The sequence below is a fragment of the Klebsiella sp. F11 genome (assembly GCF_056712265.1).
The window spans coordinates 2,683,874-2,707,657 of sequence record NZ_CM160060.1; the positions used below are offsets into that span (position 1 = coordinate 2,683,874).

Here is a 23,784-nt window from a genome sequence, read left to right on the forward strand (position 1 = left end):
AAGAAATACGCGTCATCCTTCAAGCTGCCTCTGCGTTGGCTGCCTTCCCTCACCCCAGTCACTTACTCAAGTAAGCTCCTGGGGATTCACTCAGTTGCCGCCTTGATCCAACTTGAATGATTTAGCGTATTGGGCTAATTGCGATGTTTTTATTTTTCTAAAAGCGGCTTGCCGTGGGCGCTATGCTGCGCCCGACGGTTGCCGCTTTCGGCAGGTCTTTTTTTACGTACTTCTGATGTTGCCCGTTACCAGCTGGCGCGCATCCGTTCGCGTACCAGGGCAGAGCTGCGGCGATTCTCCGCGCCGAGACGGTTTTTCAGGCTTGGATCTTTACGCGCATCGGAAATTGCCTTCTGCACGGTGAGCTCCACCAGCGCCAGGTCAGCATCGGACGGCGCATCCGGGTTGCTGAGATTCAGCAGATCGGAGAGCAGGCCGAGGGTGGCGTAGTTGCTGACGTCATAGGCCATTGGCGGAATGGTCGCTGCCAGTTTTTCCAGCGCATCGACGGTACGCAGGGTGATACGCGCGGCGGATTCTTTGCCCATCGCATGCACCAGCACGCCTTTATCGTTGATGGCAATCAGGCGATTAGCCTGATAACCGTGCGCCAGAAACGCCCCGGACATCGCCTTGCCGACGATAAGACCGATCACCGGATGGCCCGCCAGGCGCGCTTTCGCGTAAGCACCTGCGGCACCGGCGAGCGCCTGGTGAATGCCGAACGCTTCTTCACGGCGACCATAGGCCTGGCTTGGGACGTCGATCACCGCCACAATCGGGCGCTTCACGTCGCTGTTCGCGTCGGCATCGATGGTTTCATTCACCACTTTTGCCAGCGTCCAGCCTTCCAGCAGACCCACTTCGCCTTTCGCGGCGCGCGGATAGTGGTTATTGGCATCGGGCACCACGGCGATGAAGCGTACGGCCTCATTGTTCAGCTCACCGTCGGCGACCTGTACTGAAGGGCACAGGCCAGTCATGCGCGGCGCATTTGGCGCCAGTTTTTCCAGCCACAGGGCTCCACGGCTATTGGACTGAGTCATCATTTCACCTCCCCGGCGAAAAGCTGTTTAATCTGCGCGGTATCGGCCTGCTGACGGGTGTCAAAGTTGCTCAGACGGGTCAGGAAGTCGGCATATTTGTCGCTGCGGTTTTGTGCCGGAACGCCTTTGGCGATGACGTCGTTCATGGCGGTTTTCACCGCGTTGACGCCGTCATCGACCAGCGCATCCACCAGGCCGCTGGCATAGCGGATTTCGCCGCCGGTCATGCTCCAGATGAACGGGCGATCGCGGGAGTCATACTCTTCGATCCCGGCTTCCTGCTCGATAACCTGTGGGCCGTTGAGGCCAAGGCGCGCTTCGCGGGTAACAATCAGGTAGCTACAAAGGGCGGCGGCAATGGACATCCCGCCGAAGCAGCCAACGGTACCGGTCACGATGCCGACCACCGGCGTGTAGCGACGCAGATCGACAATCGCGGCGTGGATATCGGCAATGGCTGCCAGGCCGAGGTTGGCTTCCTGCAGGCGCACGCCGCCGGTTTCAAGACTCAGCACAGCCTGGGTGGGAATGCCGTTGCGGTTATCTTCTGCCGCCAGCTCGAGCGCGGCCGCCATTTTGGCACCGGAGACTTCGCCCATGCTGCCGCCCTGGAAGGTGCCCTCGATGGCAATCACCACAGCCGACTGGCCGTTAATGGTGCCGCGAGCGACCACCATGCCATCGTCGGACTGCGGCACCACGCCCTGCGGCGCGAGCCATGGCGACATAATGCCTTCGAACGGATCGAGCAATTCACGGTAGCTGCCTTCGTCCAGCAGCGCATGGGCACGTTCGCGGGCCCGTAATTCAATAAAGCTGCGATCGTTACGCATGAGCCACCTCTTCAAATACCTGTTCGATACGAATGCGCGCCACGCCAGGGGTTGCGCCGAAGTCGTGAATGATCAGCTTGCCCGCAGGCAGGCCGTTGATCAGATTCAGACGATCGAACAGCGCATTCCAGCGGCGGGTGCTGTTGTCCACGGAGGTGGTGATATCAATACTGAGGGTTTCCCCGGCGGCTGCGGTGAACAGCACTTCCATATCACCGGAGCCTACGACGCCTGCCAGAGCTTTACCGCTGACGGTGCGGCTGGCAGGAAATGACAATGTAATGTGTTCCATAACATCCTCTTTAAATTGAGCAAGACGCGGGCTGGCTGACCCTGTCAAGAAACAGCGTGGCGGCGAGAAGATCCGCGGCACCACCGGGCGATGCGTTAAGGGCGAGCATCTGAGCATCAAGTTCAGCGAGCGCTTTGCGGCCTTGTGCCGTGGCGCAACCGCCTGCGTTGAGTACCGCGCGGGCGCCGGCCTGCATCGCTTCCAGACCGGGCATGCCGGCTCGTGAAAGCACACAGGTATCGCTGAGCGAGGTCATGATCGCCATCAGCGCATCGAGGCGGGCAGCGCTTTCGTTCGCCCCCATCGCGCGGCTGCGTAGCAGCTGCGGCAACGCGAGCCGCATCACGTGCGGAAACGCCTGCTGTGCCTCTTCACGTGCACCCGGTACCCGGTACTGATGCGTGGCTTTTAGCCCTTTGCTGAAGGTCTTCGGCGCGGCAGCGTCCGGCAGGCGGGCGAGCAGGGCGGCGGATTGCGCAATCTGCCGTGCGCTTGCGCTGCCGCCGAGCATCGACACGGCGCTGACCAGTAAACCGAGCGCCCAGATGGCGCCGCGGTGGGTGTTAACGCCGCGGGTGGCGACCATCATCTGCTGTTCGCCTTCGCGCCCTAAGCGGCCGACGGTTTCGCGCAGGGCGATGTCGGCGGGACGCTGCCAGCTTTGCTGGGCCAGCTGCAGAAACGTTGGGGTCAGGCTGTGCGCCGAGCGCTCCATCAGCGCCAGGGTGAGGTCGTGATGGGCACCGTTTCCCCGGCTGTCCACCAGACCCGGCTTCGGGCTTAATCGCGCTTCGTCGATCAGGCAGTCGCGGGCGATAAACGCCAGCTCTTCTGCCTGCACCTCGGCATAAGTCTGTGACAGGAGTTTCATTACCAGCTCCGGAATTTCGCAGGTGGGTTATAAAGACCGTCGGACCACTCCACCAGATCGGCTACGCTGCCTGCGGCGAGCAGGGAACGGGTGGCGTCAGACCGGCGGATGCCCATATCTTCCGGGTAGACCACTTTGCCGCTTTTACGCAGCTCAGCGACGCGTTTGGCGTCCACGCCAAGGCCGATATCGGTGATCCCGGCGACGGCGGCAACCATTGCGCGGCGCTCTTCAAGGCTTTCACCGCGATAGAGGTAGGCGATGCCTTCTTCGGTCAATACGTGAGTGACGTCGTCGCCATAAATCATCACCGGCGCCAGCGGCATCCCGGAGGATTTCGCCACTTCAACGGCGTCCAGCTGCTCGACAAAGCTCGGCTTCACGCCGGCCTGGAAGGTTTCAACCATCTGCACCACCAGTTTTTTACCGCGCTGCATCGGATCCGGTTCGGTGATCATGTTCAGCCAGGCTGGCGTTGCATGACGGCGACCGTGAGGATCGTGACCCATATTCGGCGCGCCGCCGAAGCCGGAAAGACGACCGCGAGTCACGGTAGAGGAGTTAGCAAGACCGTCAATCTGCAAGGTAGAGCCGATGAACATGTCCACCGCGTACTGGCCTGCCAGCTGACAGAACGCGCGGTTGGAGCGCATGGAGCCGTCGGCGCCGGTGAAGAAAATATCCGGACGGGCGCGGATGTACTCTTCCATCCCCAGCTCGCCGCCGAAGCAGTGCACGCTTTCCACCCAGCCGCTTTCAATGGCGGGGATCAGCGTTGGATGCGGGTTGAGCGTCCAGTGCTTACAGATTTTGCCCTTCAGGCCCAGCTGTTCGCCGTAGGTCGGCAGCAGCAGCTCGATGGCGGCGGTGTTGAAGCCGATGCCGTGGTTCAGTGACTGCACCTGGTGTTCGGCGTAGATGCCTTTAATTGCCATCATCGCCATCAGGATATGTTCCTGCTTGATCAGGCGCGGGTCGCGGGTAAACAGCGGTTCGATAAAGAACGGCTTATCGGCGACGACCACGTAGTCAATCCACGAGCCCGGAATATCAACGCGCGGCAGGTCGCACTCGTCATCGACGATTTCGTTTACCTGGGCGATGACAATCCCGTCGCGGAAGGCGGCGGCCTCCACTAGTGCCGGAGTATCTTCGGTGCTCGGCCCGGTGTAGAGGTTGCCTTTACGGTCCGCCTTGTAGCCGGCAATTAGCGCGACGTTCGGCGAAAGATCGACGTACAGGCGGGAGTAAAGTTCGATATAGGTGTGAATCGCGCCGATTTCCAGCAGGCCGTCCTCCAGCAGCTGCGAAATACGCAGGCTCTGGGTGCCTGAAAAGGAGAAGTCGAGCTTGCGGGCAATGCCCTTTTCAAAAAGGTCCAGATGCTCGCTGCGCCCGACGCTCGGCATGATCATATGCAGATCGTGGACTTTTTGCGGGTTCACTTCCGCCAGCATGCGGGAGAGGAAGTCAGCCTGTTTTTGGTTGTTGCCTTCCAGCACCACGCGATCGCCAGGGGCGAGCAGATGTTCCAGCGCGTCGACCAGCTGTGCGGTGGGGATAACCTTACCGGAGACGTTGGCGGCGGCCAGTCGCCGCTGTTTTTCCGTACGGCGGCGGTTCCAGACCCGTCCCGTCGTTTGTTCGGCACTCATTATTAACCTCCTGATTCGACAAATCGTTTTGACTGTCATGGTGTGGAAGTTAGTGTGCGACGCGAGGCGCAGGGCATCAATTAAGCCCGCGGGCAGATTGTTAGCTTCAGAGTAATGAATGACCGGCGTGAGATGTGATGAGGATCAATAATGCCAAAGGAGTAGTGGTCTACGGGCCGGTTAGCCCGTAGTGGGGAGTCGGGAGCTAATCCTTGCTGAGGTCGCTCAGCAGGAAGGCGATGCTCCGTCCGCTCTCGCTCTGTTCAAGGGCAATCTTAACGATGATGGTCAGCGGCACCGAAAGCAGCATCCCCACCGGCCCCAGCAGCCAGCCCCAAAAAATCAGCGACAGGAACACCACCAGCGTCGACAGACCGAGCCCGCGCCCCATAACCCGCGGTTCGAGGATATTGCCGAACAGCAGATTGATCACCAGATAGCCCGCAAGCAGGATCAGCGCGTCATACAGGCCGCCGAATACCAGCACCTGCAAAATAGGCGGAATCGCCGCCAGCACCGAGCCGATATTGGGAATATAGTTGAGCGCGAAGGCCAGCAGCCCCCATACAAAGGCAAAGCGCACCTCCAGCAGCACCAGCATGCCCCAGACCACCAGCCCGGTCACCAGGCTAATGGCGGTTTTTAGCACCAGATAGTGCGAAACGCTGTCGAGCGCGCGCTGGATGGCGCCCATGCCCTCCACCGGACGGGTCATCAGCTGCTGCAGCTTGGCCGGCAGCTGCGGCACCTCCAGCAGCATAAATACCACCGTCAGCAGCAGCAGGAAGATCGACGACATGGCGTTGGAGAGCTGGGTCAGCAGGCCGGTCACCATCGTCATCACCGCGTTGGGGTCGATATATTTGTTCAGCTCGACGACGGAAACGGTAAAGCCGAACCTCTGCAGCCACGGGGTGATGGTTTGCAGCGGTTCTGATAGCGACGCGCGATACTGCGGCAGGGTGCGCGCCAGCTCGTTCAGCGAGGTGCCCAGCGAGGCCAGCAGGACCACCGCCAGCATGACGATGGCGCTGATTAGTAGCGAGATCGCCAGCACGCGCGGCACCCGGCAGCGCACCAGCAACTGGACCAGAGGGTTAAGAACCACCGCGAGAAACAGCGCCAGCACAAAAGGTACGATGATATCCGCGGCGAAGCGGATGCCGGTAAGGATGATGACCAGCATGCCCAGCATGATGACAATCTTTAATCCGTTAAGCGTGATGATGGGTTTGGCCATACGAATCCCTGAAAAATAGAGCCTGGTTTTCCTCACAGTGTAGACGCAGATGCCGACAAAAAATCACGACTTTTTTGCGTATAAACCGTAGCGTCATTGTTCGCCATGTTTCTGCCGGTGGCGATAAAATCATCACCCAACAAGATTAAAATAATGGCACGTCATCATAATGGCGATCGGCATCAGAAAAAACTAATCCAAATCAAATAGTCGAAGTAAAGAAATGCAAAGGCTTTGAGTATAATGGAGCATTATGCTACAAATAAGCCGTGTATAACTACCGAGGACAATTTTCATCCGCAATGACGAGAAGCAATACCGCGGATAATTGTAATTTTATGGACCATCAGTTCAGTATCTGTATTTCTAATTCCCCTGCAACTTCCCGCACAAACCCACGCTTTGCTGGCGAACAGCACTGGCGTTCAGCGCTTTAGAGCCTCCCTCTCTGCCTGAGCTGGCGCAGCCTTGCGCGCGGCTAAATCTACGTCAGAATTTTTCGGTTTACCTTTGCTGTAGGCCGTCATGGATTATATTCTCAAGCAGGAGAAGGGATCATGTTTTATTGGATTTTATTAGCCCTGGCTATCATTGCAGAAATTACCGGGACTCTCTCGATGAAATGGGCGAGCGTCAGCGGTGGTCACACTGGCTTTATTTTGATGCTGGCAATGATTGCGCTTTCATATATTTTTCTGGCCTTCGCGGTTAAAAAGATTGCCCTCGGAGTGGCCTACGCTCTGTGGGAAGGTATTGGTATTTTGCTGATCACGCTGTTCAGCGTCCTGCTGTTTGATGAGACGCTCTCGGTGCTCAAAATAGCGGGGCTGGCGACGCTGGTGGTTGGGATTGTTTTAATCAAGTCCGGCACCAAAAAGGCGCTGAAGCAGCCTGAAGAGAGGACCCATGCAGCAGTTTGAGTGGGTTCATGCGGCCTGGCTGGCGCTGGCCATCGTGCTGGAAATTGTCGCTAACGTCTTTTTAAAGTATTCCGACGGTTTTCGCCGCAGGATCTACGGCGCGATGTCGCTGCTCGCCGTGCTGGGCGCGTTCAGCGCGCTATCGCAGGCGGTGAAGGGGATTGAGCTGTCGGTGGCCTACGCCCTCTGGGGCGGCTTCGGCATCGCGGCAACTATCACCGCCGGCTGGGTCCTGTTCGGCCAGCGCCTGAATAGTAAAGGCTGGATCGGCGTGATGCTGTTGATTATCGGGATGGTGCTAATAAAACTGGCCTGATCGAACGCCGCCTGTCCGCGCAGGCGGCAAAATCTGTCCTCTGTATTACTCTTTAAAAAAGAGCATATTCGGTGCGTTTTCCCCCAGCCGCGATGAGGATAGATAATGGTTAATTTGCCTGGTTGGCGTCATCTTCCTTCGGCCAAAACGCTGTCGGTCATTATTCTCCTCGCCGGGATAGGCCTGATTGCTTCCGTTATTTTCCTGCTTTATCTGTCCCAGCACCTGATTGGTCTTAAAGCGAATGAGATCGATCGCCACCGCTCGGTATTGTCGGTTAACGGCGCGGTGCAGACCTCGGTGAACCGCGTGATGTCGCTGGTGCTGGATAACTCCATCTGGGACGACGCCGTGAAGCAGGCCTACGCGCCAACGCTGGATAGCAAATGGCTGTTCGACACCTGGGGTTCGGGGTTCAAAATAAATAACCTCTATGACGGCACCTTTGTCCTCGATCAGCGCTACCGGGTGCTGTGGGGGTCGTTTCGCAGTCAGCCCTTTAATGAAGCGGATATCCGTTTTTTCGGCAGCGGCCTGCAGACGATGATCGCCCGGCACGCCGAGGCGCTGCGCAGCGGCAAAAGCGCCTGTGCCGGGATCACCCGTACCCGGGAGGGCATCGCTTTTATTGGTATTGGCCTGATTCGCCCGACCATGGGCCGCCTGCAGGTGTACGACGATACGCGGCGCTATCTGGTCATTACCCGCCATATCAACCCTAATATGCTGCAAAAGCTCGGGGATACGTTTCAAATTCGCCATCTGCATACCAGCGAAACCGGCGGCGACTATAGCGTGGCGCTGCGCACCAACGCCGGTGAGGTTATTAGCTACCTCAGCTGGCAGCCGCGGCTGCCGGGGGCGGAAGCGGCGCTGGCGGCATCCGGCAGCATTCGCCTGATCGCGCTGGTGGCTGCCGGCCTGATCCTGCTGTTTATCCTTTTTAGCTGCCTGGGGCTGTATAAGCTGGCACGCGGCGAAAAGCTGGCGCGCACCATTGCCATGACCGACTGGCTGAGCCAGCTGCCCAACCGGCGGGCGCTGATTGAGCGGCTTAACGTGGTGTGCGAGCGATCGCAGGACGAGATGCAGAGCGTGGTGTTTGTTGACCTCGACGGCTTTAAAGATGTTAACGATAACTACGGGCACGACGTCGGCGACGCGTTGATTTCCCACATTGCCCGCGAGCTGCGGGAGAGGGTGCCCGTCGGGGGAATGCTGGCGCGCATGGGCGGGGACGAGTTCGCCATGACCGTCGGCGGCGAGCAGGCGGTCAATCAGACGTCGGCGTTCGCCTGGGCGGTGCTGGAGCTGCTGAAATCGCCGATTGGCCTGAGCGATCGCAAAATTTATATCAGCGCCAGCCTGGGGATCGCCAGCGGAACGCCGGCGACCTGCTCGAGCACCGAGCTTTTCCGCCGCGCCGATATCGCCATGTATCATTCGAAGAAGAGCGGAAAGGGGCGCACAACCTGGTACGACGAGACGCTGAGCGACGCCCGGCAGTATCAGCTGAATCTGGAAAGCGGCATCCGTCAGGGGCTTGAAAACGACGAGTTTGACGTCTGGTATCAGCCGATAGTCAACGCCGGAACGCTGACCATGGAGGGCGTGGAGGCGCTGATCCGCTGGCCGCGGCGGCCCCAGGGCGCGCTGCCGCCGGACGCCTTTATCAGCATCGCCGAGAGCAGCGGCCTGATTTATGCGCTCGGTCAGTTTGTGCTCCATCGCGCCTGCTGCGACCTGCAGCCGATGGGGGATCTGATGCTAGCGGTGAATATCTCGCCGGCGCAGTTTCGCGATCCGGAGTTTGAGTCGCGGGTGATGCAGGTTCTCGCCCGCTGCCATTTCCCGGCTCGCCGCCTGCAGATTGAAGTCACCGAGAGCTATGTGATGGAGAACCCCGATCGCGCCCGCGCGGCCATTGAAAACCTGAAGGCGCTGGGGACGGCCGTTGCGCTCGATGATTTCGGCATCGGTTACTCCAGCATTGGCTATCTGCGCAGCTTCAGTTTTGACACCCTTAAGATCGATAAATCGCTGGCCGGGCTGGTCGACACCGATCCGCAGGCGGCGGAGCTGGTGCGCGGTACCGTGCGCATCGCCGGCGCCCTGGGCATGACGGTGGTGGCGGAAGGGGTGGAAAATCAGCAGCAGCTGGCGCTGCTGCAGCGTGCGGGATGCGACAAGCTACAGGGCTACTATTTTAGCGAGCCCATGCCGATCGCCTCTTTGCTTCAGCTACGCCAGCAGCAGGGCTAACGGCTACTCGCTGGCCAGCGTCTCCAGCCTGTCGCGAAAACCGGTCACCGCAATGGCCCGGTTATCCGCGCGCCAGCGATCCTTCGGCCCCGGCGCCGAACTCTGGACGGCAATCACCTGCCAGCCGCTATCGGTTTTCAACAGCAGCGGTGAGCCGCTATCGCCGGGCAAGGTATCGCACTGGTGCGACAGAACCGCGGTCTGCGCCCAGCCGGTAACGATGCAGTCCTGATGATTGTACAGATTATCGAGGTGATCTTCCGGATAGCCGGACTGGGTCACCTTGCGCTCGGCGACCTTGAGCGCGGCGGTCAGGTCGGCCTTACTGCCGGGAAACAGGGGGACGGGGGAGATTCCGGAAGGCGCATAGCGCAGCACCACTAAGCCAAAGTCCGAGGGCGCGGCGGCGGCGGGGACGATCCAGCCGTCGCCGTCGGCCTTCAGCCGCTTGCCTAGCGACGGATCCACGCGACCCTCAACGCCGTGAATTTCGTACACCCAGCCGTTCTTGCGCGAAATAAAGCGCAGCGCGACGACTTTATCCGGCTTCCCCTTCGGCGGCGTCAACAGGCAGTGTCCGGCGGTCAGCGCCAGGTGGGGGGAGATCAGGGTAGCGGTGCATAGATTGCCGCTGGCCGTTTCCAGCTGGCCGATGGCGTCCCACGGCGCTTCGGCGGGATTGCTTATCGGCTTGCGGTCATCATGGCCAAAAAACAGGGTCTTGATATCTTTCGCGCTCATGCCGTCATCGTCAGCGTGCGCAAACAGAGGAAGCAGGCAAAATGAACACAGTAATAACAGTACGTCTCTACGCATATCACTCTCTGGGGAGATAATTATACTCACCACCCTGCGGCATACCTGAGCGCGCCGGGGATGATTTTCGCTACATTGAAAGTAGCAGGAGATTTAAGTTTATGAAAGTTAACAGTAATTTTAATTAAGTCCGCGGACCGTTATCCCTCAGTAAAGTGGCCTCTTTTAACGCAAAGAAGGTCAATAACTCAACCAGTTAGCGCGTATTTCGTGCTGCTGTCATTTCCGCAGAAACCGGCCCGGGAAGCAACTGATATCGGGTTACGGAAAGTACCAAAAGAGGGCGCCAGCCGCGTGCGGAGACGATCGGTTTTGCCGGCGTTTGTTCCTCATCATCATCAGGCGAATGCTATACAAAACAAACAACTTCACAAAAAACCGCCCATCTTTACACCCTTTGTGCTTACTTGCAAAACGAAACATTTTCTCACTCAAAATGCTGTTATTGATAGCTGCCGTTGAACAAGCTGAGATGTTGTCCCCGCGATGATATCGGTGATTTCTGGCTCCAGTCTCGGGAGGACGTATGTCGAAAAAAGGTATTCGCGCGTTGGTTTATGTGTCCGTTGTCTCTGTCTTTATCTGGGGCGCGGCAGGCTATCTGCTGGCGCAGGCGGTTAGCGTTTTGTAAACCGTCGCCGTATCGTGGCACGTTATTGCGGGACCTTTCCCCGATGCTGGATCTCTTCGGGAAAAGGTTCCGGGACGCGCGCGAGCAAAAACGCCTGCAGCTGAGCGATAGGCTGCGGGCTGAGCGTATTGGCAGGCCACACCAGATAGTATCCCTCACCGGTCGCGACGGCCTGCGTAAAGGGTAGCGTCAGCAGTCCCGCCCGCAGCGCCTGCTGGCTAAGCAGCAGATCCCCCACCGAAACGCCGTGACCGCTCATCGCCGCCATATTGCCCTGTTCAAGGCTATCGAAAACCAACCCCTGAGAGAGATCGACCGCCGGCGGCAGCTCGCTATGCTGCAGCCAGCGTCGCCAGTCCCGGCGATCGGTGGTTGGGTGGATCAGCGGGCAGGCGGCTAAATCCGACCGCGCCGCGGCGGTCATTGTCGGGGCGCAGACCGGGATGAGCCACTCCGCAAACAGCAGCGTCTGGCGCTTATCGGCGCCAAAATTGCCGTCGCCGAGGAGGATCGCGCAGTCATACGGTTCCACGCCAAAATCCACGCTGTCCTTATCCATCCAAACGCTGCTGAGCTCTATTTCAGGGCGCTGATGCCGCTGGCGAAACTGCTGCAGCACGTCCAGCAGCCAGCGCATGGTTAGGGTGGACGGGGCTTTCAGCCGCAGCTTTCCCGCCTGCCGGCGCAGGGCATAGCAGGCCCTGTCGATGGCCGAAAAGCTCTCCTCCAGCGCGGTTGCCAGCTGCCGCCCGGCATCGGTGATGATCACCTTTGGCCCCTGACGAACAAACAGCCGGCATTCAAACCACGCTTCCAGGGTGCCGATATGTCGGCTGACCGCGCCGGGAGTTACGTGCAGCGCGGCGGCGGCCTGGCTAAATGAGCCCAGCCGCGCGGCGGTTTCAAACGCGCGCAGGGCATACAGCGGAGGCGTCGACATCGTTATGGATCTCTATTGTGAGTCATGCTCACATTCAAACTCACCATTTATCGTTTTTCAACCGGTAAATCAGAGGGAAGAATGTAGAAAACTGAATCATTGAGTGAGTTATTATCATGAACTACATGCTGGTGGCGGGATATTGTCTGACGGTCTTAGCCCTGATTGCGACCCCGGGTCCGGTGGTGCTGCTGGTGACCAGGACGGCGGCGCGGGAGGGCTACGCCCGGGCGGTGCGGACGATGGTTGGCGGTAATCTGGCCTCGCTGCTGCTGATTGCCGTCGCCTCGGCAACGCTGACCGGCGCGCTGCGCCTCGATCCGCAGGCGCTGACGCTGGTGGCTATCGGCGGATCGCTGTACATTGCCTTTCTGGCGGCAGGGATACTGCGCGCAGCCTCAGCCCCGGGCCCGGCTGCCCGCCGCGGCGGTGGACTGGCGGCAGGGTTTATCACCGCGCTGGCGAATCCGAAAGACATCCTGTTTTTTGTCGCGTTTTTTCCGCAGTTTATGCATATCACCGCGAATAGCGGACTGAGCCTTGGGATATTGACCGCGCTGTGGGTGGTTATCGACCTCGGCGTACTCTCACTTTATATTCTCGCCATTCATCGCTGGCTGACGCTGGCGCACACCCGGCGTTTGACGACGATTTCGGCCGCTTTTCTGCTGGCCTTAGCCCTCTACGGCTTTGGCTATAATCTCTGGCAGCTGATCGGTATCCGGGTATAAGAAAGCGGCTCTGCCCGAAAAAGAGGGGAAAAAACGATGATAGAGAACGAAGCGCTTCGCGCAGCGGCGGACGGTGGAAGAGAGGATATTGCGCAATTCGCCGCCGAGCTTCTGGCCGCCCGGGAGAAGATCGGCCAGCTCGAACGACGGCTGGCAACGCCGATCAGGCTGCCGATATGCAGCGCGAGTCCGGTATGTGAAATTGAAGCGGGCTATGCGGCGGGAGTCAGCGATTGTCGAAATGCGATACGCCTGGCGGGTTATCCGATCGAAGGGGATGATTAAGCGGTGCCGCGTTAGTAGAGAAAAAAGCGCGTCGCAACCAGCGCACAGATAATCAGCAGGATCAGAATGAGCTCGAAACGGTAGCGCCGCAGCATAGTATCCTCCAGAAAAAAACGGCGCTGAAGCAGCGCCGATTTATTACGATACCAGACTAACCGGATTAATTATGCAGCCGGCTGTGCAGCAGGTTTAGCCGCAGCGTGGTGCTTAGCTTTGTGGTGTTTTTTAGCAGCCTGAGCTTTCTGGGCTACCGGTTTAGCAGCGGCTTTGTGGTGCTTTTTAGCGGCCTGAGCTTTCTGGGCAGCGGCTGGTTTAGCAGCGGCTTTGTGGTGTTTTTTAGCGGCCTGGGCTTTCTGGGCAGCGGCCGGTTTAGCAGCGGCTTTTTTGTGTTTTTTCGCAGCCTGAGCTTTCTGCTCTGCGGCTGGTTTAGCGGCGGCTTTGTGGTGTTTCTTGTGATGAGTGGTCTTGGCAGTGGTGCTGTGAGTTGCAGCAGCCGGAGCCTGAGTGGTGCTTACCGCGTCAGCGGCGAAAGCAGCAGAAGACAGACCCATAGCAGCGGCAACGACCAGAGCTAATACTTTTTTCATTCTGATATCCTCGAAAAGGTTTTTTTCATTCAACCCCACTGCGGGGCCGGTGAAAGAACTATATGCCTCTCTTTTCGAGCTTTCCGTGAGTGTTTGGTATCGGCGTGTAACCGAATGTACAACGCGGATCATCATGTGGAAATAGCGCGCCGGGACGTTGCCCGGCGCGGAGGCTTACAGATAGCGGGAGGTCAGATGCTGGCGGAAGTAGTCGCTGTTCAGATCTTCCCCGGTGGCGTTGTGAATCAGCTGAGAGGTGGTGAAGCGGCTGCCGTGCTGCCAGATATTCTGCTGCAGCCAGCCGAACAGGCTGGAGAAATCACCGCTGGCAATCTGGCTCTCCAGCTGCGGCAGCGCGCGTCTGGCGGCCGCCATCAGCTGCGCCGCGTACATCGCCCCCAGAGTGTAGGAAGGGAAGTAGCCAAAGCCGCCGTCGGTCCAGTGAATATCCTGCATGCAGCCGTTGCGATAGTTACCGGTGGTGGAGAGGCCCAGCCAGCTCTGCATTTTTTCATCCCACAGCGCCGGAATATCCTCAACCTCGATGTCGCCATCGATCAGCGCCCGCTCGATCTCGTAGCGCAGAATCACGTGCGCCGGATAGCTGACCTCATCGGCGTCCACGCGAATAAATCCGGGCTTGACGCGCTGATTCCAGGCGATGAAGTTCTCGCAGCTGAACGCCGGCTGCTCGCCGAAACGCTGGCGAACGGCTGGCAGCAGACGGTTTAAAAACGCGTCGCTGCGGCCCAGCTGCATTTCGAAGAACAGGCTTTGTGATTCGTGGATCGCCGTTGAGCGGGCGAGGGCCACCGGCTGATCGAGCCATTTACGCGGTAAATTCTGCTCATAGCGGGCGTGACCCGTTTCGTGGATAACGCCAAACAGCGCGCTCAGCAGATCGTCTTCGTTATAGCGGGTGGTGATACGCACGTCCTGCGGCACGCCGCCGCAGAACGGATGGGCGCTGATATCCAGACGCCCGGCGCTGAAGTCAAAGCCCAGCACGCGCATCGCTTCCAGTCCCAGCTCGCGCTGGTCGGCGATGGGGAACGGGCCCTGCGGCGCGATGAGCGGACGCTGCGCCTGTTTTTCAACGACGTTCGCCAGCAGCGACGGCAGCCAGGATTTGAGGTCGGCAAACAGCGCGTCCAGCCGGGCGCTGGTCATATCGGGTTCGAAAATATCCAGCAGGGCATCGTACGGCGAACAGCCCTTAGCTTCGGCGCGCAGGGCCGCTTCCTGACGGCTCAGCCTGACGACTTCGCGCAGGTTCTCGGCGAAGCCTTCCCAGTCATTGGCCGGTCGCTGGCTGCGCCAGGCGTGCTCGCAGCGGCTGCCGGCCAGCGATTTAGCCTCGACCAGGCTCTCCGGCAGCAGTGCCGCCTGGGCGTGCTGGCGGGTCATTTCGCGCAGGTTGGCCTGCTCAACGTCGTTAAGATCTTCCTGAAGGGCGTTCTGCAGCGCCTGGGCCACGCTTTTGTCGGTCAGGATCTGGTGCTGCAGCACGCCCAGCTCCGCCAGCGCCTCGCAGCGCGCCGCGCTGCCGCCCGGCGGCATCATGGCGAACATATCCCACCCGGCGATGGCGCCCAGATGTGAAAAGCGCGACAGACGTTGAAAAGTACGGGTAAGCTGATGATAGTTTGTGTTTTCTGCCATAGTAAATTCTGACCTGTTGCAAGTGAACGAGAGGCGTAGCCTGTTGACCCCTACACTATCCTGATCCTGCGGACGGGTCGAGTGACGCGCGTGAATTGCCTGCCGGGATTGGCGACGCCCGAGCTGCACAAATCTTCCAGACAGGCGTAAAAGGATCGACAATGCTGATGGCGTGGGGGAGAGATTATGACAAACGACTGGCTTGAGCTGCGACAGCATGCAGATTCGGGAATTGAAACCATCAAGGCGCACTTCGAAGGGCACGCCTACGATCCGCACTGGCACGACAGCTATCTGGTGGGGATCACCCTGTCCGGGACCCAGCAGTTTTCCTGCCGCCGGGAGCGTCATCGCAGCCATCCCGGCGACGCCTTCCTGCTTGAGCCCGGCGAGATCCACGACGGCGACGCGCCGGTGGCGGGGGGCTTTACCTATCTGACCTTTTATCTCGACGAACGCTGGCTGACGCAGACCCTGCAGGGCCTCTACGAGTCGGTTCCCGGCAGCTACTCGCTCCATTTCCCCCGCACTCTGACCCGTGAGCCGCGGCTGGTTAGGGCTATCGGCGAGACGTTTTCGACGCTGCACGGTAATGAGATGCGCATCGTGCAGCAGAGTCGTATGGATGACCTGCTGGCCCGGCTCACCGCGCACTGCCGCTGGCGGAAAAAGCTGCCGTCGCATATCCAGAGCGCGGCGGTGGCGCACCGGGCGCGGGATTATCTGTATGCGCATATGGGGGACAATATCGGTCTTGCCGACCTGGCGGCGGCCACCGGGACCGACCGCTTCACGCTGACGCGCTGTTTTAAGAGCGAGTTTCACCTTGCGCCGCACGCGTGGCTTATTCAACTGCGGTTGGCGAAAGCGCGCCAGCTGCTGGCCCGCGGCGAGCTGCCGGTGGACGTCGCCGGGGCGACGGGTTTTGCCGACCAAAGCCATCTAGGCCGCTGGTTCCTGCGTTCGTATCGGCTGACGCCGGCTCACTACCGGCGCCTGTGCACAAACCTTCCAGACGTTTCCAGAAAATAGCCGCACAGTGGTGGTTCCTGACAAAAAGGAGTCACCTGTGGATCTGCTGCCCTATCTGTTATTTGCCTTCGTCGCCTCCATTACCCCCGGGCCGACGAATATCCTGATCCTTACCAACAGCCAGCGCTATGGAGTGCGTGCGACGCTCCCGGCGGTGGCAGGAGCCTGCGTCTCGGCAAGCGTTATCGTATTGATCTCCGGCGCCGGCGCCGGGGAGCTTTTGCATCAGCACCCGCTGGTAGGCCAGCTGATGAGCTGGACCGGCGCGCTGTGGCTGAGCTGGCTCAGCTGGCAGCTCTTCAACGCCCCGGCGCCGAATTTGCAAACGTCCGCGACGGCACGATTCACCGCCCGCGCGGCCGCGCTGCTGCAGATAGTCAATCCGAAGACGTGGATGATGGCGCTGGCGGTGGTTGGCCTGTTTGCGCCCGCCGGTGAAGGGGCGCTGTGGAGCATTGCGCGGATGGCCGCGTGGTTTTTAATGATTTCGCTGCTGTGCCTGGCGGCCTGGGCGTGGCTTGGGCAGATCGTCAACCTGGTTTTTCGCACCCCGGAGGCGCTGGTTTGCTTCCAGCGCGTGATGGCGCTGCTGCTGCTGATTTCCGCGTGGGCGGGAATGTTGTAGCGATCCCGCGGCGGCGGTCATCATAATGTCATCATGATGTGGCCAGGATAGCAGATTCTTTCTCAACCAGCGGCTAGACTCTTATAGAGAGCCAGGGCCGCTATGCGGGATAAATATGAATCCGTTCACCTTGCTGTTTTATCGCACTACTGTCAATCGATGCCGTCAGAGAGCTGCTGGGGGCGTCATCGGTGCTGGGAATGTGGTGAGCAGCGTGGCCGTGAAGGCCACGTGATTACTCGCTATTTTAGACGTTTGTGCAAACATGCGCCGGTGATAAGTGCTGCCGTTAAGATCAGCGCGATAAAGCCACCCACGCCGTTCCAGCCGTAGTGATGCCAGAACACCCCGCCTAAGGTCCCGGCGATACTTGACCCCAGATAATAGCTAAATAGATACAGCGAGGATGCCTGCCCGCGGGCGCGGCGCGCGCGTGGGCCAATCCAGCTGCTGGCGACCGAGTGCGCGGCGAAAAAGCCAGCTGAAAAGAGCAGCATGCCGCTGAAAATCAGCCATAGCGAGGCGAAAAGCGTCAGCAGCAGGCCGCCGAGCATCACCGCGATAGAGACCAGCATCACCGGGCCGCGGCCGTAGCGGGCGGTCATCGCCCCGGCCTTCGGCGAGCTCCAGGTTCCGGTCAAATAGGCCACCGAGAGCAGACCAACCACCGCCTGGTTCAGCGACCACGGCGACATCATCAGACGATAGCCGATATAGTTAAACAGCGTCACGAAAGCCCCCATCAGCAGGAACCCTTCGAGAAAGAGCAGCGGCAGGCCGCGATCGCGCCAGTGCAGGCGGAAGTTAATCAGCAGGGATTTGGGCCGCAGCGAAGTCGGGCGGAAATGGCGCGACTCCGGCAAAATTCGCCAGAACATAATGGCCGAGCCGAGGGCAAAGCAGCCGATCGCCGCCAGCGCCACGCGCCAGCCGAAGAAATCGGTAAACACCCCGGTCAGCAGTCGTCCGCTCATGCCGCCAATCGAGTTGCCGCTGATATACAGCCCCATCGAGAAGGCCACCACGCTGGGATGGATCTCCTCGCTCAGGTAGGTCATGCCAACGGCCGCCACGCCGCTGAGCGACAGGCCAATCAGCGCGCGCATGATAAGGATCCCGTGCCAGGTGGTCATGACCGTTGACAGCAGGGCGCAGCAGGAGGCCAGCACCAGCGCGGTGACCATCACCTTTTTGCGCCCGATGGCGTCCGAGATGGGGCCGGTAAACAGCAGCCCGACGGCGAGCATGGCGGTGGAGATCGACAGCGAAATGCTGCTGCTGGCCGGCGAGATGCCGAACTCGCTCGACAGCACCGGCAGGATCGGCTGCACGCAATAGAGTAGGGCAAAGGTGGCGAGACCGGCAGAGAAGAGCGCCAGGGTGACGCGCATAAACTGGGGAGTACCGCGTTTGATAAACTGATTTGGCTGGGATACCACATTGTCGATGACTTCGCTTGCCGGCGCGATGTCAACGGTAGTTGTACGACTCACGGAAAATCCTTGCTGAGAAACTCGGGGTTAGGTGACCTCACAGATCACATTTTTAGGGTATGAAAATGTAAATATTCTGTCTAATATATTAATAATCTCAAATAAGACGTTTTAAATATGAATATCGAGCTGCGCCACCTGCGCTACTTTATTGCCGTTGCCGAAGAGCTCCATTTTGGCCATGCGGCGGCGCGGCTGAATATCTCTCAGCCGCCGCTTAGCCAGCAGATTCAGATCCTCGAGCAGCAGATCGGCGCCCAGCTGTTTGCCCGTACCAACCGCAGCGTCAGCCTGACGGCGGCGGGAAAGCAGTTTCTTGCCGATAGCCGCCAAATCCTGACCCAGGTTGAGGATGCCGCCGCGCGGGCGGGGCGTCTGCACCACGGCGAAACAGGCGAACTGCATATCGGCTTCACCTCCTCGGCGCCGTTTATTAAGGCCGTCTCCGATACCCTGTCGACCTTTCGCCGCCGCTATCCGGACGTGCATATCCAGACCCGGGAGACCAACACCCGGGAGCAGATTGTGCCGCTTAACGAAGGGGCGCTCGACCTGGGGCTGATGCGCAACACCCAGCTGCCGGAAACGCTGGAGTGGCAGTGCATTCTGCGCGAGCCGCTGCTGGCAATGGTGCCCAGCGATCATCCGCTGGCGCGCCAGGGTGCGGTTAGCCTGGCGGAGCTGGCGAGTCAGCCGTTTGTCTTTTTTGACCCGCACGTGGGCACCGGGCTGTACGACGATATTCTGGGGTTAATGCGCCGCTATGGCCTGACGCCGACAATAGCCCAGGAAGTGGGCGAGGCGATGACGATTATCGGCCTGGTCTCCTCCGGGCTTGGCGTCTCCATCCTGCCGGCCTCGTTTAAGCGGGTGCAGCTCAACGAGATGCGCTGGCTGCCGATCGTCGAGCAGGACGCGGTTTCCGAAATGTGGCTGGTGTGGTCGAAGCACCGCGAACAGGGGCTGGCGGCGCAGCGCTTCCGGGAACAGCTGCTTTACGCCGCTTCGAGGCATAATTAGGACAAAATTAGCTCAAAATTGTGCGGTAAATCACAAGGCTAAGCAAAAATTTGACGGGCACCGTCGAAGTGCTTCACCATAGCTAAAAGTTTATTTCGAAGCGCGAAAATAAAGGGAGTCAAAGGTGGTAGCGGATAGTCAGCCTGGCCATATCGATCAAATAAAGCAGACCAATGCAGGAGCAGTGTATCGCCTGATCGATCAGCTTGGCCCGGTATCGCGCATCGACCTCTCCCGTTTCGCCCAGCTGGCGCCCGCCAGCATCACCAAAATTGTCCGCGAGATGCTGGAAGCGCACCTGGTGCAGGAGACGGAAATCCAGGACCCGGGCAGCCGCGGACGTCCGGCGGTGGGCCTGATGGTTGAAACCGAGGCCTGGCACTATCTTTCGGTGCGCATTAGCCGGGGCGAGATCCACCTCGCGCTGCGGGACTTAAGCAGCAAGCTGGTGGTCGAAGAGCAGCTCGAGCTGGCGCTGCAGCATGAACAGCCGTTTCTGACGCGGGTCGTTGAGCATATCGATCGCTTTTTTATCCGCCATCAAAAGAAACTGGAACGCCTGACCGCGATTGCCGTCACCATGCCAGGAATTATCGATACCGAGAATGGCATCATTCATCGGATGCCGTTTTATGATGACGTCAAGGATCTGCCGCTCGGCGAAGTGCTGGCCAACCATACCGGGGTTTCGGTTTATATTCAGCACGATATCAGCGCCTGGACTATGGCGGAGTCGCTGTTTGGCGCCTCCAGAGGGGCGAGGGACGTGATTCAGGTAGTGATTGACCACAACGTCGGCGCCGGGGTGATTACCGACGGTCGCCTGCTGCATGCCGGGAGCAGCAGCCTGGTGGAAATTGGTCATACTCAGGTCGACCCTTACGGCAAACGCTGCTACTGCGGCAACCACGGCTGCCTGGAAACCATCGCCAGCGTCGAGAGCGTGCTGGAGCTTGCTCAGGTGCGGATGGCCAAATCGATGAGCTCAATGCTGCACCAGCAGCCGCTGAGCGTTGAGTGGCTCTGTCAGGCGGCGCTGCAGGGGGATTTACTGGCTCGCGATATTATCAGCGGCGTCGGTCAGCACGTCGGGCGGATACTGGCGATCATGGTTAACCTCTTCAACCCGCAAAAAATTCTTATCGGCTCTCCGTTTAGCCTCGCGGCGGATATCCTGTTTCCGGCTATTTCCGACTGCATTCGTCAACAGTCGCTACCTGCCTATAGCCGACATATTACCGTCGAAAGCACCCAGTTCTCCAACCGCGGAACCATGGCCGGCGCCGCGCTGGTCAAGGATGCCCTCTATAACGGATCGCTGCTGATACGACTGTTACAGGGTTAACATTTTTTCATAGTCACACTAAAAATTGCGCTATCTCAAGCTGGCGTTCGCCGGCTTCGCGTAGACTTTTTCCACAGTTTAGTCGCCATTTTCTCTCTATATCCGCAAAAATCACGCAGCAGGAAGGCCGCCACGCAGGGAATCCCGACCCTTACTCCGATAAGCGTCCTGGGTAAGCGAAGAGGCTAACCGCAATGCTGCCTGATGGATATATATTTCATCAATATAACTACGGGGTTAGTGATGTTTAAGCGTTTCTTTATAACAGGTACTGACACCGCCGTCGGGAAGACGGTGGTTTCGCGTGCGCTGCTGCAGGCGCTGGCCGCTGATGGCAAAAGCGTGGCCGGATATAAGCCGGTGGCGAAGGGCAGCAAAGAGACGCCGGACGGCTTGCGTAACAAAGACGCGCTGATTCTACAAAGCGTGTCGACGCTGGCATTACCCTATGATGCTGTCAATCCCATAGCGTTAAGCGAAGATGAAAGCAGCGTGGCGCACAGCGGGCCGATCAACTACGGGCTGCTGACGGATGTCCTGCAGCGCCTGAGCGGCCAGGTCGACCACGTGGTGGTTGAAGGGACCGGCGGCTGGCGCAGCCTGATGAACGATCTGCGGCCGCTTTCCGAATGGGTGGTGCAGGAGCAGCTGCCGGTACTGATGGTGGTGGGCATTCAGGAAGGCTGTATCAACCACGCCCTGCTGACCGCGCAGGCTATTGCTAACGACGGCCTGCCGCTTATCGGCTGGGTCGCCAACCGCATTAATCCGGGACTGGCGCACTACGCTGAAATCATCGACGTATTAAGCAAAAAGCTGCCGGGGCCGCTGATTGGCGAACTTCCCTACCTGCCGCGCGCCGAGCAGCGCGAGCTGAGCCAGTATATCGACCTGGCGCGGCTAGGCGAGGTGATGGCGGTAGATCGAGTCCTGGCGTAGCGTCCGGGAAAGCACCGATGCCAGCACGCTGGCCATCAATAAACCGGGCAGCAGCGCATATTGCCCGGTCATTTCACAAATCATCAGGGTCGACATAATCGGCGCATGCGTTGTTGCCGCCAGAAACGTCGCCATTCCCGCCAGCCCCATCATTATTGCCACTTCAGTTCCGGGCAGCCACAGGCCGCTGAAGCTGGCGAACAGCATTCCCATCGCCAGCCCGACGAACAGCGTCGGCGTAAACACGCCGCCGGGTGCTCCGGAGCCGCTGCTGGCCAGTACCGCCAGCAGTTTACAGGCGAACACCACGGCGATCGCGCCCAGCAGCGGCGGCGACTGGAGATAGCCCTGCACCGTGCTATAGCCGTTGCCCCATACCGCCGGCGTGAGCAGCGACAGCAGGCCGACGATGGCGCCGCCGAGCGCCAGCTGCCAGGGCGGAGAGAGGCGCAGGCGGACAAAACCACGATGGCTCCAGCCCATCAACCAGACGAACAGCGGCCCGCAGAGCCCGGCCAGCAGCCCGGTGGCCAGCATCAGCCCGTAGTGGGCGGCGCTGAGGTGAAGGTTGAGCGTCACCAGATAAAGGGGCAGCTGGCTGTCGTTTAGCAGGTTGCTGACCAGCAGCGCGACAACCGCTGCAATGATCACCGGACCGAGCGAGGCCAGCATCAGCGTACCGAACAGGATCTCGGCAATAAACAGGCTTCCGGCTAAGGGGGCGTGATAGGCACTGGCCATCCCGGCGGCGGCGCCGCAGGCAACCCATAATTTCCACTCCTCTTTCGGCGTAAAGCGGCGGGCGAAAAGCGAGGCCGCTAGCGCCGCCAGCAGGATCATCGCGCCTTCGCGGCCAATGGCGCTGCCGGTGGTCACCACCAGCAGCGAGGCGCAGGATTTGACCAGGCTGGCGGGCGTATCGAGGCGGCCGTCGCCGGTTTCCAGCGCCTCCATATAATCGGTCGGCGCATGCGGGCGCTGGCAGGTGCGGCGCTGCCAGAGCCAGAGCAGCGCGCCGGCGGCAAGCCCGCCGACCGCCGGGGTCAGCAGCCTGCGCCACCACGGGAGCGACTCCGCGGCGTTGACCAGGCTTCCGCTACGGTTGTTGAGGAGTAATGCTTCCAGCAGCGCCATCGCGCCGTGAAAGAGCGCCACGGCGAGCGCCGCCAGGATACCGATCAGCGTGGCGATCAGCAGGCGGCGAAACATGACCTGAATATCAGGATAATTTGGCAAACGATGCATCGGACATTACGCGTTGCGGGAATGGTTGCCTTATTGTGCAGCGGAATAACGTTAGACGCAAAAGCTATAAGCTCCCGTGCTACCGCAGGACTGCCGGGCAATAGAGAGACGAAAGGGTTTTTTGTGACGTTGTCACTCACGGTGTGCCCATGCCAGAATCGTCGGCATGGGCACAAGGTTAGCGATACAGCGGTTTTTCGGCGACGGTAAGCGCCAGCGCGTTTTGCCACTCCGCCAGCGTTGCCTGACTTAGTTGACCCAGGGCCCGGTAGAAAGGGTGTCCGGCTTCGCTGGTGAAAACGGTCAGGAAGCGGCCCGACCAGGGCAGCAGATGCCGAGCCAGCAGCTGTGAGAAGGTCTCATCCTGCCCGGACTCGCAAAGCCAGGCGGCCAGCAGCAGCAGGGTGCCAAAACTATCTTCCGGCTCATTATTCTGCGCGGCGCGGGCGATACCGTTCAGCCGCATCCACTCCCTGAGCTCCAGCGTCGAATCGCCAAACAGGACGCTTTCTTTATCCAGCCAGACGGAACCCCACGGCGGCGCCGGCAGTGCCCAGGGGCCGATAAACAGGCGCTGCCACGCCTCGGCAAGCGGCTCGTCGTGTTGTTCCGCGAAGCGGGAGGCGACCTCCGCGGGTACCGTAAAGGGCCACTGGGCCTGCCAGCTTCCGTCGCGCAGGGCGTCGATCAGCGGGGCGGCTTGCTCGCTCTGCGGGGCAAACGAAAATAGCGCGCCCAGCGTTCGGGCGCTTAGCGCGACGGCGTCGCGGAATGGGGGTTGCATCATGCTCATATTCCTTACTGCGGCGCGGCGGTCCGCGCGGGCGAAAAATTAACCGGCAGCTGCCGTACCGACGATCATATTCAGGCCGGACACCATGTGCCGCCGGGCTCTGGAGTTATTGTTTAGCGACAGCCAGCCGGGGCCGCCCGCGATAAGCATCCCCGCAGACCGTAAACGGCGCCAGCGGCCGCTCATGCCATCCGTTTCCATGCGG

General features: G+C 59.8%; 26 protein-coding genes. 11 read left to right on the top strand and 15 right to left on the bottom strand.

The window, feature by feature from the left end; translation table 11 throughout:
- Window positions 1-245 precede the first annotated feature (245 nt).
- From mdcE to AC1M2H_RS13355, 6 genes are all read right to left on the bottom strand, one after another.
- Window positions 246-1,046 carry a biotin-independent malonate decarboxylase subunit gamma gene (gene mdcE, locus AC1M2H_RS13330; protein ID WP_045859579.1) on the bottom strand — a complete coding sequence of 267 codons (801 nt, stop codon included), beginning with the start codon at window positions 1,044-1,046 and terminating at the stop codon, window positions 246-248.
- Window positions 1,046-1,879 carry a biotin-independent malonate decarboxylase subunit beta gene (locus AC1M2H_RS13335; protein WP_480151692.1) on the bottom strand — a complete coding sequence of 278 codons (834 nt, stop codon included), beginning with the start codon at window positions 1,877-1,879 and terminating at the stop codon, window positions 1,046-1,048. The genes mdcE and AC1M2H_RS13335 overlap by 1 nt, the downstream gene beginning before the upstream one ends.
- Entirely contained in the window at window positions 1,872-2,171 is a 300-nt protein-coding gene (gene mdcC, locus AC1M2H_RS13340; RefSeq protein ID WP_045858431.1) for a malonate decarboxylase acyl carrier protein, read from the bottom strand. The genes AC1M2H_RS13335 and mdcC overlap by 8 nt, the downstream gene beginning before the upstream one ends.
- Window positions 2,172-2,181: 10 nt before the next feature.
- Window positions 2,182-3,042 carry a triphosphoribosyl-dephospho-CoA synthase gene (locus AC1M2H_RS13345; RefSeq protein ID WP_480151693.1) on the bottom strand — a complete coding sequence of 287 codons (861 nt, stop codon included), beginning with the start codon at window positions 3,040-3,042 and terminating at the stop codon, window positions 2,182-2,184.
- Window positions 3,042-4,697, bottom strand: a complete 1,656-nt coding sequence (gene mdcA, locus AC1M2H_RS13350) for a malonate decarboxylase subunit alpha (protein WP_480151694.1) — start codon at window positions 4,695-4,697, stop codon at window positions 3,042-3,044. Before mdcA ends, AC1M2H_RS13345 begins: the two co-directional genes overlap by 1 nt.
- 205 nt (window positions 4,698-4,902) lie before the next feature.
- A complete protein-coding gene (locus tag AC1M2H_RS13355) occupies window positions 4,903-5,937 on the bottom strand; it encodes an AI-2E family transporter (RefSeq protein WP_480151695.1) in 1,035 nt (344 codons plus the stop codon).
- A gap of 557 nt (window positions 5,938-6,494) precedes the next feature.
- Between AC1M2H_RS13355 and mdtJ the strand changes: the two genes are divergently transcribed.
- The 3 genes from mdtJ to AC1M2H_RS13370 all read left to right on the top strand — a co-directional run bounded on the left by mdtJ (window position 6,495) and on the right by AC1M2H_RS13370 (window position 9,435).
- Complete coding sequence (gene mdtJ / locus AC1M2H_RS13360) at window positions 6,495-6,857, top strand: multidrug/spermidine efflux SMR transporter subunit MdtJ (RefSeq protein WP_480151696.1); 363 nt, start codon at window positions 6,495-6,497, stop codon at window positions 6,855-6,857.
- Window positions 6,844-7,173: a multidrug/spermidine efflux SMR transporter subunit MdtI gene (mdtI, locus tag AC1M2H_RS13365; protein WP_480151697.1), complete on the top strand. Its 330-nt coding sequence runs from the start codon at window positions 6,844-6,846 to the stop codon at window positions 7,171-7,173. Before mdtJ ends, mdtI begins: the two co-directional genes overlap by 14 nt.
- Before the next feature lie 105 nt (window positions 7,174-7,278).
- On the top strand, window positions 7,279-9,435 hold the full coding sequence (locus AC1M2H_RS13370; protein ID WP_480151698.1) for a putative bifunctional diguanylate cyclase/phosphodiesterase: 2,157 nt from the start codon (window positions 7,279-7,281) through the stop codon (window positions 9,433-9,435).
- Between the two features lie 3 nt (window positions 9,436-9,438).
- Here AC1M2H_RS13370 and AC1M2H_RS13375 read toward each other — a convergent pair whose 3' ends face one another.
- Both AC1M2H_RS13375 and AC1M2H_RS13380 read right to left on the bottom strand, forming a co-directional pair.
- Window positions 9,439-10,251 carry a trypsin-like serine peptidase gene (locus tag AC1M2H_RS13375; RefSeq protein WP_480151699.1) on the bottom strand — a complete coding sequence of 271 codons (813 nt, stop codon included), beginning with the start codon at window positions 10,249-10,251 and terminating at the stop codon, window positions 9,439-9,441.
- A gap of 653 nt (window positions 10,252-10,904) precedes the next feature.
- Complete coding sequence (locus tag AC1M2H_RS13380) at window positions 10,905-11,822, bottom strand: LysR substrate-binding domain-containing protein (RefSeq protein ID WP_480151700.1); 918 nt, start codon at window positions 11,820-11,822, stop codon at window positions 10,905-10,907.
- Window positions 11,823-11,938: 116 nt separating this feature from the next.
- On the opposite strand from AC1M2H_RS13380, the gene AC1M2H_RS13385 reads away from it, so the two are divergent.
- Together AC1M2H_RS13385 and AC1M2H_RS13390 are read left to right on the top strand one after the other, a co-directional pair.
- On the top strand, window positions 11,939-12,553 hold the full coding sequence (locus AC1M2H_RS13385) for a LysE family translocator (RefSeq protein WP_480151701.1): 615 nt from the start codon (window positions 11,939-11,941) through the stop codon (window positions 12,551-12,553).
- Between the two features lie 36 nt (window positions 12,554-12,589).
- Window positions 12,590-12,838 carry a hypothetical protein gene (locus tag AC1M2H_RS13390; protein WP_480151702.1) on the top strand — a complete coding sequence of 83 codons (249 nt, stop codon included), beginning with the start codon at window positions 12,590-12,592 and terminating at the stop codon, window positions 12,836-12,838.
- 11 nt (window positions 12,839-12,849) lie between these two features.
- Here the strand turns inward: AC1M2H_RS13390 and ydgU are convergent, their stop codons facing one another.
- From ydgU to AC1M2H_RS13405, 3 genes are all read right to left on the bottom strand, one after another.
- Window positions 12,850-12,933 (bottom strand): small membrane protein YdgU, encoded by an 84-nt coding sequence (gene ydgU / locus AC1M2H_RS13395; RefSeq protein WP_095103248.1) that lies wholly within the window; start codon window positions 12,931-12,933, stop codon window positions 12,850-12,852.
- 69 nt (window positions 12,934-13,002) lie between these two features.
- Window positions 13,003-13,425 (bottom strand): acid resistance repetitive basic protein Asr, encoded by a 423-nt coding sequence (gene asr / locus AC1M2H_RS13400; RefSeq protein WP_480151930.1) that lies wholly within the window; start codon window positions 13,423-13,425, stop codon window positions 13,003-13,005.
- A 174-nt stretch (window positions 13,426-13,599) separates the two neighbouring features.
- Window positions 13,600-15,087 (bottom strand): carboxypeptidase M32, encoded by a 1,488-nt coding sequence (locus AC1M2H_RS13405; RefSeq protein ID WP_480151703.1) that lies wholly within the window; start codon window positions 15,085-15,087, stop codon window positions 13,600-13,602.
- A 186-nt stretch (window positions 15,088-15,273) separates the two neighbouring features.
- On the opposite strand from AC1M2H_RS13405, the gene AC1M2H_RS13410 reads away from it, so the two are divergent.
- From AC1M2H_RS13410 to AC1M2H_RS13420, 3 genes are all read left to right on the top strand, one after another.
- Window positions 15,274-16,119, top strand: coding sequence for an AraC family ligand binding domain-containing protein (locus tag AC1M2H_RS13410; RefSeq protein ID WP_480151704.1), 846 nt, complete (start codon window positions 15,274-15,276; stop codon window positions 16,117-16,119).
- 37 nt (window positions 16,120-16,156) lie between these two features.
- Window positions 16,157-16,744, top strand: coding sequence for a LysE family translocator (locus AC1M2H_RS13415; protein WP_480151705.1), 588 nt, complete (start codon window positions 16,157-16,159; stop codon window positions 16,742-16,744).
- A 155-nt stretch (window positions 16,745-16,899) separates the two neighbouring features.
- Window positions 16,900-16,953, top strand: a complete 54-nt coding sequence (locus AC1M2H_RS13420; protein ID WP_480151931.1) for a KPN_01571 family protein — start codon at window positions 16,900-16,902, stop codon at window positions 16,951-16,953.
- A gap of 33 nt (window positions 16,954-16,986) precedes the next feature.
- On the opposite strand, the gene AC1M2H_RS13425 is transcribed toward AC1M2H_RS13420, so the two are convergent.
- Window positions 16,987-18,237, bottom strand: coding sequence for an MFS transporter (locus AC1M2H_RS13425; RefSeq protein WP_480151706.1), 1,251 nt, complete (start codon window positions 18,235-18,237; stop codon window positions 16,987-16,989).
- Window positions 18,238-18,354: 117 nt separating this feature from the next.
- On the opposite strand from AC1M2H_RS13425, the gene AC1M2H_RS13430 reads away from it, so the two are divergent.
- The 3 genes from AC1M2H_RS13430 to bioD all read left to right on the top strand — a co-directional run bounded on the left by AC1M2H_RS13430 (window position 18,355) and on the right by bioD (window position 21,541).
- A complete protein-coding gene (locus AC1M2H_RS13430) occupies window positions 18,355-19,257 on the top strand; it encodes a LysR family transcriptional regulator (protein WP_480151707.1) in 903 nt (300 codons plus the stop codon).
- A 124-nt stretch (window positions 19,258-19,381) separates the two neighbouring features.
- Window positions 19,382-20,602 carry a sugar metabolism global transcriptional regulator Mlc gene (gene mlc, locus AC1M2H_RS13435; protein WP_480151708.1) on the top strand — a complete coding sequence of 407 codons (1,221 nt, stop codon included), beginning with the start codon at window positions 19,382-19,384 and terminating at the stop codon, window positions 20,600-20,602.
- A 243-nt stretch (window positions 20,603-20,845) separates the two neighbouring features.
- Window positions 20,846-21,541 (top strand): dethiobiotin synthase, encoded by a 696-nt coding sequence (bioD, locus tag AC1M2H_RS13440; RefSeq protein ID WP_480151709.1) that lies wholly within the window; start codon window positions 20,846-20,848, stop codon window positions 21,539-21,541.
- On the opposite strand, the gene clcB is transcribed toward bioD, so the two are convergent.
- From clcB to AC1M2H_RS13455, 3 genes are all read right to left on the bottom strand, one after another.
- On the bottom strand, window positions 21,503-22,786 hold the full coding sequence (clcB, locus tag AC1M2H_RS13445) for a voltage-gated ClC-type chloride channel ClcB (RefSeq protein WP_480151710.1): 1,284 nt from the start codon (window positions 22,784-22,786) through the stop codon (window positions 21,503-21,505). The genes bioD and clcB overlap by 39 nt on opposite strands.
- Window positions 22,787-22,964: 178 nt before the next feature.
- A complete protein-coding gene (dmsD, locus tag AC1M2H_RS13450; protein ID WP_480151711.1) occupies window positions 22,965-23,573 on the bottom strand; it encodes a Tat proofreading chaperone DmsD in 609 nt (202 codons plus the stop codon).
- 45 nt (window positions 23,574-23,618) lie between these two features.
- Complete coding sequence (locus AC1M2H_RS13455; protein ID WP_480151712.1) at window positions 23,619-23,780, bottom strand: hypothetical protein; 162 nt, start codon at window positions 23,778-23,780, stop codon at window positions 23,619-23,621.
- Window positions 23,781-23,784 lie beyond the last annotated feature (4 nt).

Bases quoted from the DNA above. Each gene is read 5' to 3' on its own strand.
- AC1M2H_RS13345 (WP_480151693.1), bottom strand. From the start codon at position 3,042: ATGAAACTCCTGTCACAGACTTATGCCGAGGTGCAGGCAGAAGAGCTG.
- AC1M2H_RS13455 (WP_480151712.1), bottom strand. From the start codon at position 23,780: ATGGAAACGGATGGCATGAGCGGCCGCTGGCGCCGTTTACGGTCTGCG.
- clcB (WP_480151710.1), bottom strand. From the start codon at position 22,786: ATGCATCGTTTGCCAAATTATCCTGATATTCAGGTCATGTTTCGCCGC.
- AC1M2H_RS13370 (WP_480151698.1), top strand. From the start codon at position 7,279: ATGGTTAATTTGCCTGGTTGGCGTCATCTTCCTTCGGCCAAAACGCTG.
- asr (WP_480151930.1), bottom strand. From the start codon at position 13,425: ATGAAAAAAGTATTAGCTCTGGTCGTTGCCGCTGCTATGGGTCTGTCT.
- AC1M2H_RS13385 (WP_480151701.1), top strand. From the start codon at position 11,939: ATGAACTACATGCTGGTGGCGGGATATTGTCTGACGGTCTTAGCCCTG.
- AC1M2H_RS13430 (WP_480151707.1), top strand. From the start codon at position 18,355: ATGAATATCGAGCTGCGCCACCTGCGCTACTTTATTGCCGTTGCCGAA.
- AC1M2H_RS13410 (WP_480151704.1), top strand. From the start codon at position 15,274: ATGACAAACGACTGGCTTGAGCTGCGACAGCATGCAGATTCGGGAATT.
- ydgU (WP_095103248.1), bottom strand. From the start codon at position 12,933: ATGCTGCGGCGCTACCGTTTCGAGCTCATTCTGATCCTGCTGATTATC.
- mdcE (WP_045859579.1), bottom strand. From the start codon at position 1,046: ATGACTCAGTCCAATAGCCGTGGAGCCCTGTGGCTGGAAAAACTGGCG.
- AC1M2H_RS13390 (WP_480151702.1), top strand. From the start codon at position 12,590: ATGATAGAGAACGAAGCGCTTCGCGCAGCGGCGGACGGTGGAAGAGAG.
- AC1M2H_RS13405 (WP_480151703.1), bottom strand. From the start codon at position 15,087: ATGGCAGAAAACACAAACTATCATCAGCTTACCCGTACTTTTCAACGT.
- bioD (WP_480151709.1), top strand. From the start codon at position 20,846: ATGTTTAAGCGTTTCTTTATAACAGGTACTGACACCGCCGTCGGGAAG.
- AC1M2H_RS13375 (WP_480151699.1), bottom strand. From the start codon at position 10,251: ATGCGTAGAGACGTACTGTTATTACTGTGTTCATTTTGCCTGCTTCCT.
- AC1M2H_RS13380 (WP_480151700.1), bottom strand. From the start codon at position 11,822: ATGTCGACGCCTCCGCTGTATGCCCTGCGCGCGTTTGAAACCGCCGCG.
- AC1M2H_RS13335 (WP_480151692.1), bottom strand. From the start codon at position 1,879: ATGCGTAACGATCGCAGCTTTATTGAATTACGGGCCCGCGAACGTGCC.
- AC1M2H_RS13355 (WP_480151695.1), bottom strand. From the start codon at position 5,937: ATGGCCAAACCCATCATCACGCTTAACGGATTAAAGATTGTCATCATG.
- dmsD (WP_480151711.1), bottom strand. From the start codon at position 23,573: ATGATGCAACCCCCATTCCGCGACGCCGTCGCGCTAAGCGCCCGAACG.
- mdtJ (WP_480151696.1), top strand. From the start codon at position 6,495: ATGTTTTATTGGATTTTATTAGCCCTGGCTATCATTGCAGAAATTACC.
- mdtI (WP_480151697.1), top strand. From the start codon at position 6,844: ATGCAGCAGTTTGAGTGGGTTCATGCGGCCTGGCTGGCGCTGGCCATC.
- mdcC (WP_045858431.1), bottom strand. From the start codon at position 2,171: ATGGAACACATTACATTGTCATTTCCTGCCAGCCGCACCGTCAGCGGT.
- mdcA (WP_480151694.1), bottom strand. From the start codon at position 4,697: ATGAGTGCCGAACAAACGACGGGACGGGTCTGGAACCGCCGCCGTACG.